Consider the following 8,658-nt stretch of genomic DNA (forward strand, 5'->3'; position numbering starts at 1 on the left):
ATAAATTCTTTCGATGCCGTACTCGTGTAATTCTGAAATTTCTGAAGGTAAGATAACGCCTCCGCCTCCGCCAAATATTTTAATATGCCCAGCTCCTTTTTCCTTAAGCAAATCGTACATGTATTTAAAATACTCGTTGTGACCTCCTTGATAAGACGTCATTGCAATCGCATTCGCATCTTCTTGAATGGCTGTATTTACAACTTCTTCAACACTTCTATCATGTCCAAGATGAATTACCTCTACACCTGTCGCTTGGATAATTCTTCGCATGATGTTAATGGCTGCATCGTGTCCGTCAAAAAGTGACGCTGCGGTTACAATTCTTACTTTATTAATAGGAATATAAGGTATTTGTGGTTCCATTTTTAAATATTAATCGATTTTAAGGGTGCAATTTACGAATTTAATAATTTTTATTTCTAATTTATAGATGTAAAAAATCAATAAAAATTTAAAAATAATGTGTTATTTGAAATTATAAAATGTGAAGTATCTAAAATCAAAAATTAGAACTAATATAAATCTTTAAATTCGATTTGATTAAAGTAACTATTTTTGAAATTTAACATGTTCTACAATAAGTATAACAAAATCTTAACAGTATTAACTAACTAAAATTCTGATATTTGCAAAACAATAATTAGTTTTTTAAGGTTAGTTTTTAGTTAAGAAACAACTGAAATTCAGGTTTCAGTTGTTTTTTTTTTATACCTTATTTTGATTTTTTATATATTGAATTACTTCCGAATTAAATAATTCCCATTTTTCTACGTTCACCACATGACCGCAGTTTTCTAAAACGAGTAATTTTGAGGTTTTGTAGTGACTCTCCACTACTTTTCTCACAGAAGGTAAAAACATATAATCTTCGTTTCCCATTACATAAAGAGTAGGAACTGCTAATTCAACTTGACGAAACCATTTTAAAATCGGGTTGATTTCGGCTGTTAGCTTAAACCATTTTATAAACTCTTTTTGATAAAGTTTTTTTGCTTCATTGATGAATAACAAACGAGATTGCTTATGATTCTTATTTGGCATAATAACAAATGCAAAAAAGCGATATAAAACCAAATAAGGTAAAACATATTTGAACATATTACCCAATCGCATTAAAATTTGTGAACGAAAATTCATTTTCAAAATAGCGCCGCCCATTATCATACTCTGTACTCTGTTTTCGTACATTTCAGCAAATTGTCGGATTACGATTGTTCCTAAAGAAATTCCTATGAAATGTGATTTTTGAATATTTAAATGATTGAGAACTTCTAAAACATCATTAGCAATGGCTTTAAATGTATATTTTTTAGTAATTTTCTCTTTGGACTTGCCATGACCACGAAGATCTAATAATAAAACATTAAAATGCGCTTTAAATTCCTTTATCTGTTTAAACCAAATTGAGGAGCTACCACCTGCGCCATGGACAAACGTTACCCATTCAGTCGTGTTTTTATTTTCGTATGTGGTATAAGCTATCATTTTATTTGTAAATGTAAAGCTTTTCTTGCAACAAAGTGAAATAATCGAACGCTTTAACTAAACGACTTCCATACCAAGAAAACATTTCACCATCAACAAAAATAGTTTTTGCGTGGTGCGTATGTCTACCTAACTCGAAAGCGTGTTCATCTGTAAAAGGGAATGGTTCGGAAGATAAAAAAACAAAATCGGGATCACCTTGAATTCGCATTTTATTAATGATTACTTCTGGATATCTTCCTTCATATTTTGGGTTTTTATCGTAGATATTTTCTAATCCGTTAAGTTTTAGCATCTCATTAATAAACGTATCGCCAGCCGCAACCATATATGGGTTTGCCCAAATAAAATAGGCTACTTTTTGTTTGGCATTTTCTTCAAATTTTGAAGATACAAGAGATTGAAGTTTTTGATATCCGAAGTTAATTTTATCAATCCACTTTTGAGCATTGGTTCTTTTATTAAACAGATTTCCGAAATCTTCAATCATTTTATTATTATCGGCAATTGTAACAATATCTGTCACCCAAACTGGACAAATAGTTCTTAATTGCTCAACAATTTCTTGGGTGTTTTCTTCTTTATTGGCAATTATAATATCTGGTTGTAAGGCTTTTATTTTATCGAATTTGATGGTTTTCGTACCGCCAATAATTTCTTTAGTTGATTTAAAATGAAAGGGATGCACACAAAACTTAGTAATACCAACGATTTCATCTTCCAAACCCAAATCATATAGCAATTCCGTTTGTGAAGGCACTAAAGAAATAATTCTTTTCGGTGCATTTTCGAAAGTGTGAATAGTGCCAAGTTGGTCTGTGAATTTTTTCATTTTATTTGGTGAAGGGTTTTGGGTTTTAACTTTCTATATAATTAAACACATAGGAACATAGAAAAAAATTGGTAAATTGAGTAGCTTCGCTATGCCTAGAAAATATAGATTGACTAGCTTTTACTTTGTTACTTTTTAATTTGTCCCTTTGTTACTTTTTACTTTTTACTTTTTACTTTTCAATTTTTACTTTTTACTTTTTACTTTTTACTTAAAATAACTACCATTTCTTGTTGCAACTTCAACGCTTCTTCCCTTGCCTTTTCTGCGAAATCAGTTCCGTTTGAAGCATAAATAATACCTCGTGAAGAATTGATTAATAAACCAATGTTTTCATTCATTCCGTATTTACAAACTTCGGCTAAACTTCCGCCTTGAGCACCAACGCCTGGAACCAATAAGAAACTATTTGGTAAAATTTTTCTAATCTCTGTAAAATATTCTGCTTTTGTAGCCCCTACAACATACATTAAATTTTGACTGTTTTTCCAATTTTTAGACTTTTCTAAAACCGTTTTATATAATTCTTGTCCGTTAGTATTCAACGTTTGAAAATCGAAAGCACCTTCATTTGACGTTAAAGCTAACATAATGGTATGTTTGTTTTCAAAAGCCAAAAAAGGTTCTACAGAATCTTTTCCCATATAAGGCGCAACAGTAACTGAATCAAAATTTAAATCTTCAAAAAAAGCTTTGGCATACATTGTTGATGTATTTCCAATATCACCGCGTTTTGCATCGGCAATTGTGAAAATATTGGGATAGTTATTGTTTATATAATCGATTGTTTTCTGTAAAGCTTGCCAACCTTTGATGCCATAAGCTTCATAAAAAGCCGTATTTGGTTTGTACGAAACACATACATCGTGCGTAGCATCAATGATTGCTTTATTAAATTCGAAAATTGGATCTTCAGCAGTTAATAAATGTGATGGAATTTTAGTCAAATCTACATCTAAACCAATACATAAAAATGATTTTTTTAGACGAATTTGTTCAATAAGTTGTGAAGTAGTCATTTTGTTTGTTTTATGATTACAAAAGTATAAATAATTTAATTGAGAAGTAACAAACCTGCAATATGTTTTGTTATAAAAATGAAACAAAATGCATAATAATTGCTTATATTTGCCATAAATTTATTTAATACATTGAAAATCATAGCACAAATAGTAATTTTTATTTTCGTATCATCTTTAACGATGCCCACACTTAGTTGGTTTGTTAAGGATGTTGAAAAATGCTATTCATTTTGTGACATCGATAAATCTGAAAAAGAGCAAGATAATTCTGAAGAAAAAGAATTAGATAAAAATGAACTGGATTTTTTTGACAAAATAATATTTGCAGAAAAATTTTATTTCAAAACATCAATTAATGATGATGAATTAAATTTATTTCATTTTCTAAGTAGTCATAATATTCAATTTAAAGAAATTTTTTCTCCACCTCCAGAATTAGTTTAATACGTTTTCACATATCGATGTTTGTTTCAACATCGAAGAATTATTTATTAAATTTATATTTTGGTATGTCTAAAAAAATCAATCTTTTTTCAAACCTTAAATCTGATTTCGCTTCAGGTTTAGTGGTTTTTCTAGTGGCTTTGCCATTATGTCTCGGTATTGCATTAGCAAGTGGAGCACCTTTATTTTCAGGTATTATTTCGGGTATTGTTGGCGGAATTATTGTTGGATATTTAAGTCAGTCGCATCTAAGTGTTTCTGGTCCAGCGGCAGGTTTGACAGCAATTGTTTTAACCGCAATAACTGATTTAGGGTCATTTAACGCATTTCTTTTAGCTGTTTTAATTGCTGGATTAATTCAGTTGATTTTAGGATTTATTAAAGCTGGAAGTATTTCAAACTATTTCCCAAATAATGTTATTGAAGGAATGTTGGCTGGAATTGGAGTAATTATTATATTGAAACAAATTCCTCACGCATTTGGTTATGATCCAGATTTTGAAGGTGATGAATCTTTTTTTCAACCTGATGGACAAAATACTTTTTCTGAAATTTTCAATATATTTGATCATATTCAATTAGGTTCAATTGTAATAGCTGTGATTTCATTGGCAATATTGATTTTATGGAATAAAGTTGATGTTTTAAAGAAAATAAAACTAATTCCACCAGCTTTAGTAGCGGTTATTGTGAGTATTCTACTAAACGAATTTTTTATACAATCTGGAAGTAATTTAGCGATCGTAAAAGAGCATTTGGTTAGTTTACCAGTACCAACTACTTTAGAAGAATTCAAAAATATTATTGTAACACCAGATTTTACTGCAATCTCAAATTCTAAAGTTTGGATTGTTGCTATAACTATTGCTGTAGTTGCCTCAATTGAAACCTTATTATGTATAGAAGCATCGGACAGAATGGATGCGTTAAAGAGATATACCAATACAAATGTTGAATTAAAAGCGCAGGGAATTGGAAATATTTTGAGTGCCCTTTTAGGTGGTTTACCAATGACTTCTGTAGTAGTGAGAACCACAGCAAATAATACTGCTGGAGCAAAATCAAAAATGTCAGCAATAATTCACGGTGTGCTTTTGTTGGTAAGTGTTTTAGCAATTCCAACAGTATTAAATAAAATACCATTAGCTACATTGGCGGCGGTTTTGTTATTAGTAGGTTATAAATTGGCTAATCCTTTAACAATTAAGCATTTTTGGAAAAAAGGAAAATATCAATTTATTCCATTTATAGCTACTTTTGGTGCAGTAGTTTTTACAGATTTATTAAAAGGTGTTGCTTTAGGAATGATTATTAGCGTTATATTTGTTTTAAAGGGTAATATGAAACGTGCTTATCATTTCAGAAAAGAAGAATATCACGATGGTGATATTATTCATATCGATTTAGCACAGGAAGTTTCGTTTTTGAACAAAGCGGCTATAAAAACAACATTATCTGAAATACCAGAAAATGCTTTTGTAACCATTAATGCTTCAAACACAGTTTATATTGCACACGATGTTTTAACTTTGATTACAGAATTTGCAGAAGTTAATGCAAAAGAATTAAATATAGATGTGAAATTAGAAGGCTTTAAAAAAGCATATAATTTAGAAAATAATGAATATTTTAAAAGCACTGTGACTTTTGAAAAAAAATACAATGCATTGAAACGAAAAGTAGAAATAGTAAGAAGTAATAAATAAAAATATAGAAAAATGAGTAATGATTTTTACAAAAAGATTTTAGACAACAATAAAAAATGGGTTGAAAATCAATTGGCAATTGACGTAGAATATTTTAAAGATTTAGCTAAAGGACAACAACCACCTTTATTATGGATTGGCTGTTCAGACAGTCGTGTGCCAGCTAACGAAATTATTGGGGCAAAACCAGGTGAAGTTTTTGTGCACAGAAATATTGCAAATATGGTTATTCATAGTGATATGAATATGCTGAGTGTATTAGATTATGCTGTAAATGTATTAAAAGTAAAACATGTAATTGTTTGTGGACATTATGGTTGTGGTGGTGTAAAAGCAGCTATGGGAAATCAATCTATTGGATTAATAGATAACTGGATTCGTCACATTAAAGATGTTTATCGATTACATGAAACATATTTAAATACAATTGAAGATGAAGAAGAACGATTTAATAAATTTGTTGAAGTCAACGCGCAAGAACAAGTATTTGATTTAGCGAAAACTTCAATTGTTCAAAATGCATGGAGAAATGGTCAAGAACTTACACTTCACGGTTGGACCTATGGTTTAAATTCAGGTTATGTAACCGATTTAGGTGTAAACATGAGTTCTAATGAAGAATTAGATGAAGTGTATCAATTGAAGTTTTCGAACTAAAATAGTTACAAACATTTAATTAGTGTTAAGTAAATAGGCATTCCTATCGTAATATTTAAAGGAAATGTTACTGCTAATGTCATAGGTAAAAACAACCCTGGATTTGCTTTTGGCACGGCAATTTTCATAGCAGCAGGCACAGCAATATATGATGCGCTTGCTGCTAAAACCGCTAACATAAATCGATTGCCTATATCGTCCGTTACTATTTGACTGCATAAAGCTACAACACAACCATTAATCAAAGGAATAAACAGAGCAAAAAATACTGCAAACCAGCCGCTTTTTACAAAATCTCCTAATTTTTTACCACTTACAATTCCCATATCTAAAAGAAATATGGCTAAAAAACCTTTAAATAAATCATTTGTAAAAGGTTTTATTCCCATCGCCTGTTCTTCACTAGCAAGCAGTCCAATTACTAAACTACCTAAAATTAAAAGTACGCTACCATTGGTAAAAGAATGCTTAATTAAAGATATAAGTGAGGTATTCGTTTCTTTTTTCTTATCAAACATTCGTATTAATATGACACCCACAATAATAGCTGGTGCTTCCATTAATGCCATAACAGCTACCATATGCCCGCTAAATTCCATATGTTGAATCTCTAAAAAAGAAGCGGCAGTTACAAAAGTTACCGCACTTACTGAACCATAAGCGGCAGCTATTGCACCGGCATCAAAAACATTAAATTTTCTTCTCAAAATAAAGAAGGAATATATCGGAATAATCAATGCGATAACTACACCGAACAAAACAGACCAAACAATTTCCAATGTAAATTCGCTATGAGCTAATTCTTGGCCGCCTTTAAATCCGATAGAGAATAATAGATATAGCGATATGAACTTAGAAGAATTAGGTGGTATTTCTAAGTCGCTTTTTAATTTTACAGCTACAATTCCTAAAATAAAAAAAAGTAGCGCTGGGTTCGTAAGGTTTTCAAATAGTAAATCTAAATTCATTTTATTTGTTTTTAGTAGCTCGTTCTAAACGATCATTAATTGAGTTTCCCAAATCGATTTCTGGAAACTTTTGAGCAATAATTAGGTCTAAATTTTGAGTATCTAAACGATGCATTGCCGCATATAAATTAGCTGTAGCTTCCTTAAGACTCCCTTTCTTTGATAGAATCTCAACAACTAAATCTTCTTTATCAATCGTAACATTATTAAATAAAAGCAATCCAATCCTTTTTGTTGGATATTTTTCAATCTCTTTTTTTACATCATTAACTAATATAGTTTTTGTTAAGGGCGCATAATGCCTGGTAAGCATTCCTGGTGCCTCTGGAGCATTCTCGTTTTTATTTTTAAGTAAAATTGGACCAATAACGTTTTCAATCTCTTCTCTTGAAATAGCTCCTAGTCTATACAAAATTGGCTTTTCATTCTCAAATCCGATTATTGTAGACTCTATACCATTCTCACAATTACCACCATCTAAAACCAATGGAAGTGTATTTGAAAAATAATTTGCAACATGTTCTGCTGTAGTAGGACTAATTGAACCGAAAGGATTTGCGCTTGGAGCTGCTAATGGAAAATTTAGTTTAGACAATAAATCTAAAGTTAATGGATGATTAGGGATTCTAACCGCAACTGTATCTTTTCCGCCAGTAACCAAATCAGAAATAGAATTTCGTTTTTTTAATACAAGCGTTAGCGGACCAGGCCAAAAATTATTAGCTAATAATTTCGCTTTTAAAGGAATCTCCGAACATATCTCTTCTAAACAAGTTAAGGAATGCACATGAACGATTAACGGATTAAAAAATGGTCTTTTTTTGGTTTCAAATATTTTTTTTATTGCCTTTTCACTAAATATATTACCTGCCAAACCATAAACCGTTTCTGTTGGAATAGCTACTACTTCATCGTTTTCTAGCAGATTTTTCGCAAAATCTAAATCTTTTGAAATTTGAATCATAAATTATGGGTTACACGTGTCACAATAGGTTGGCTCTTCATAAGTAATACCTCTTGGAAACATTTTTTTATTACTATAATGGCATTTTTTACATTGGTACAAATAATATAAAGTGGAACGTGTTGGATTTTTACATAGCTCACACGGCAATCCTGAAACAGCATCTACAATATCAAAACCTGGTGTTTGACATGTTGGACAAAGTGATTTTATTTTTTCAATTAACTGCCATGTTGCTTTTTCAATTACTTTCATTCGAGTAGGATTGAACATGGCTCTCATATCCGTTTCTACATATACAAAACCATTCTTATTATTTAACTCATAAAATTTTTCTAGCAACTCGTCTTCAGATTGTATGCCTTTGAAAATAGTTGAAAAATTTACTTCATCTGATTTTAAAATTAGTGCATGAGACGGAAAATTTACTTTTTTAGCAAAAGTCAGTAAATCTGTTTCATTAGAAATTTTTTGACCATTAAAATTGGTTTCCAAACTAATTTCTTTTGCTATAATTTCAAGATCATTTCTAAAATCTTTTAGCATTACTAATTCTTGATTAGCATGTGCAAAAAAA

General features: G+C 30.5%; 10 protein-coding genes. 3 read left to right on the forward strand and 7 right to left on the reverse strand.

Annotated features, from left to right (window positions below):
- From ABWO04_RS08350 to pyrF, 4 genes are all read right to left on the reverse strand, one after another.
- A partial coding sequence (locus ABWO04_RS08350) for a cobalamin B12-binding domain-containing protein (RefSeq protein WP_353079068.1) occupies positions 1 to 366 on the reverse strand: 366 nt, incomplete at its 3' end.
- A 342-nt stretch (positions 367 to 708) separates the two neighbouring features.
- Positions 709 to 1,488 carry an alpha/beta fold hydrolase gene (locus ABWO04_RS08355; protein WP_353079070.1) on the reverse strand — a complete coding sequence of 260 codons (780 nt, stop codon included), beginning with the start codon at positions 1,486 to 1,488 and terminating at the stop codon, positions 709 to 711.
- Position 1,489: 1 nt separating this feature from the next.
- A complete protein-coding gene (locus ABWO04_RS08360) occupies positions 1,490 to 2,320 on the reverse strand; it encodes an ABC transporter substrate-binding protein (RefSeq protein ID WP_353079072.1) in 831 nt (276 codons plus the stop codon).
- Positions 2,321 to 2,520: 200 nt separating this feature from the next.
- A complete protein-coding gene (pyrF, locus tag ABWO04_RS08365; protein WP_353079074.1) occupies positions 2,521 to 3,339 on the reverse strand; it encodes an orotidine-5'-phosphate decarboxylase in 819 nt (272 codons plus the stop codon).
- 132 nt (positions 3,340 to 3,471) lie between these two features.
- Between pyrF and ABWO04_RS08370 the strand changes: the two genes are divergently transcribed.
- The 3 genes from ABWO04_RS08370 (at position 3,472) to can (ending at position 6,149) form a co-directional block, all read left to right on the forward strand.
- Entirely contained in the window at positions 3,472 to 3,786 is a 315-nt protein-coding gene (locus ABWO04_RS08370) for a hypothetical protein (protein WP_353079076.1), read from the forward strand.
- Positions 3,787 to 3,851: 65 nt separating this feature from the next.
- Positions 3,852 to 5,492: a SulP family inorganic anion transporter gene (locus ABWO04_RS08375; RefSeq protein WP_353079078.1), complete on the forward strand. Its 1,641-nt coding sequence runs from the start codon at positions 3,852 to 3,854 to the stop codon at positions 5,490 to 5,492.
- A gap of 12 nt (positions 5,493 to 5,504) precedes the next feature.
- Complete coding sequence (can, locus tag ABWO04_RS08380) at positions 5,505 to 6,149, forward strand: carbonate dehydratase (RefSeq protein WP_353079079.1); 645 nt, start codon at positions 5,505 to 5,507, stop codon at positions 6,147 to 6,149.
- Positions 6,150 to 6,154: 5 nt separating this feature from the next.
- Here can and ABWO04_RS08385 read toward each other — a convergent pair whose 3' ends face one another.
- From ABWO04_RS08385 to ABWO04_RS08395, 3 genes are all read right to left on the reverse strand, one after another.
- Complete coding sequence (locus ABWO04_RS08385; RefSeq protein WP_353079081.1) at positions 6,155 to 7,117, reverse strand: sodium-dependent bicarbonate transport family permease; 963 nt, start codon at positions 7,115 to 7,117, stop codon at positions 6,155 to 6,157.
- Position 7,118: 1 nt separating this feature from the next.
- Positions 7,119 to 8,081, reverse strand: a complete 963-nt coding sequence (locus ABWO04_RS08390) for an L-threonylcarbamoyladenylate synthase (RefSeq protein WP_353079083.1) — start codon at positions 8,079 to 8,081, stop codon at positions 7,119 to 7,121.
- Between the two features lie 3 nt (positions 8,082 to 8,084).
- Positions 8,085 to 8,658 (reverse strand): DUF6671 family protein (locus ABWO04_RS08395; RefSeq protein WP_353079085.1); only part of this gene is annotated, 574 nt, incomplete at its 5' end.

The sequence above is a fragment of the Flavobacterium sp. genome (genome assembly GCF_040382755.1).
In the GTDB taxonomy this organism is placed as follows: Bacteria; Bacteroidota; Bacteroidia; order Flavobacteriales; family Flavobacteriaceae; genus Flavobacterium.

Bases quoted from the DNA above. Each gene is read 5' to 3' on its own strand.
- pyrF (WP_353079074.1), bottom strand. From the start codon at position 3,339: ATGACTACTTCACAACTTATTGAACAAATTCGTCTAAAAAAATCATTT.
- ABWO04_RS08355 (WP_353079070.1), bottom strand. From the start codon at position 1,488: ATGATAGCTTATACCACATACGAAAATAAAAACACGACTGAATGGGTA.
- ABWO04_RS08385 (WP_353079081.1), bottom strand. From the start codon at position 7,117: ATGAATTTAGATTTACTATTTGAAAACCTTACGAACCCAGCGCTACTT.
- ABWO04_RS08360 (WP_353079072.1), bottom strand. From the start codon at position 2,320: ATGAAAAAATTCACAGACCAACTTGGCACTATTCACACTTTCGAAAAT.
- ABWO04_RS08375 (WP_353079078.1), top strand. From the start codon at position 3,852: ATGTCTAAAAAAATCAATCTTTTTTCAAACCTTAAATCTGATTTCGCT.
- can (WP_353079079.1), top strand. From the start codon at position 5,505: ATGAGTAATGATTTTTACAAAAAGATTTTAGACAACAATAAAAAATGG.
- ABWO04_RS08390 (WP_353079083.1), bottom strand. From the start codon at position 8,081: ATGATTCAAATTTCAAAAGATTTAGATTTTGCGAAAAATCTGCTAGAA.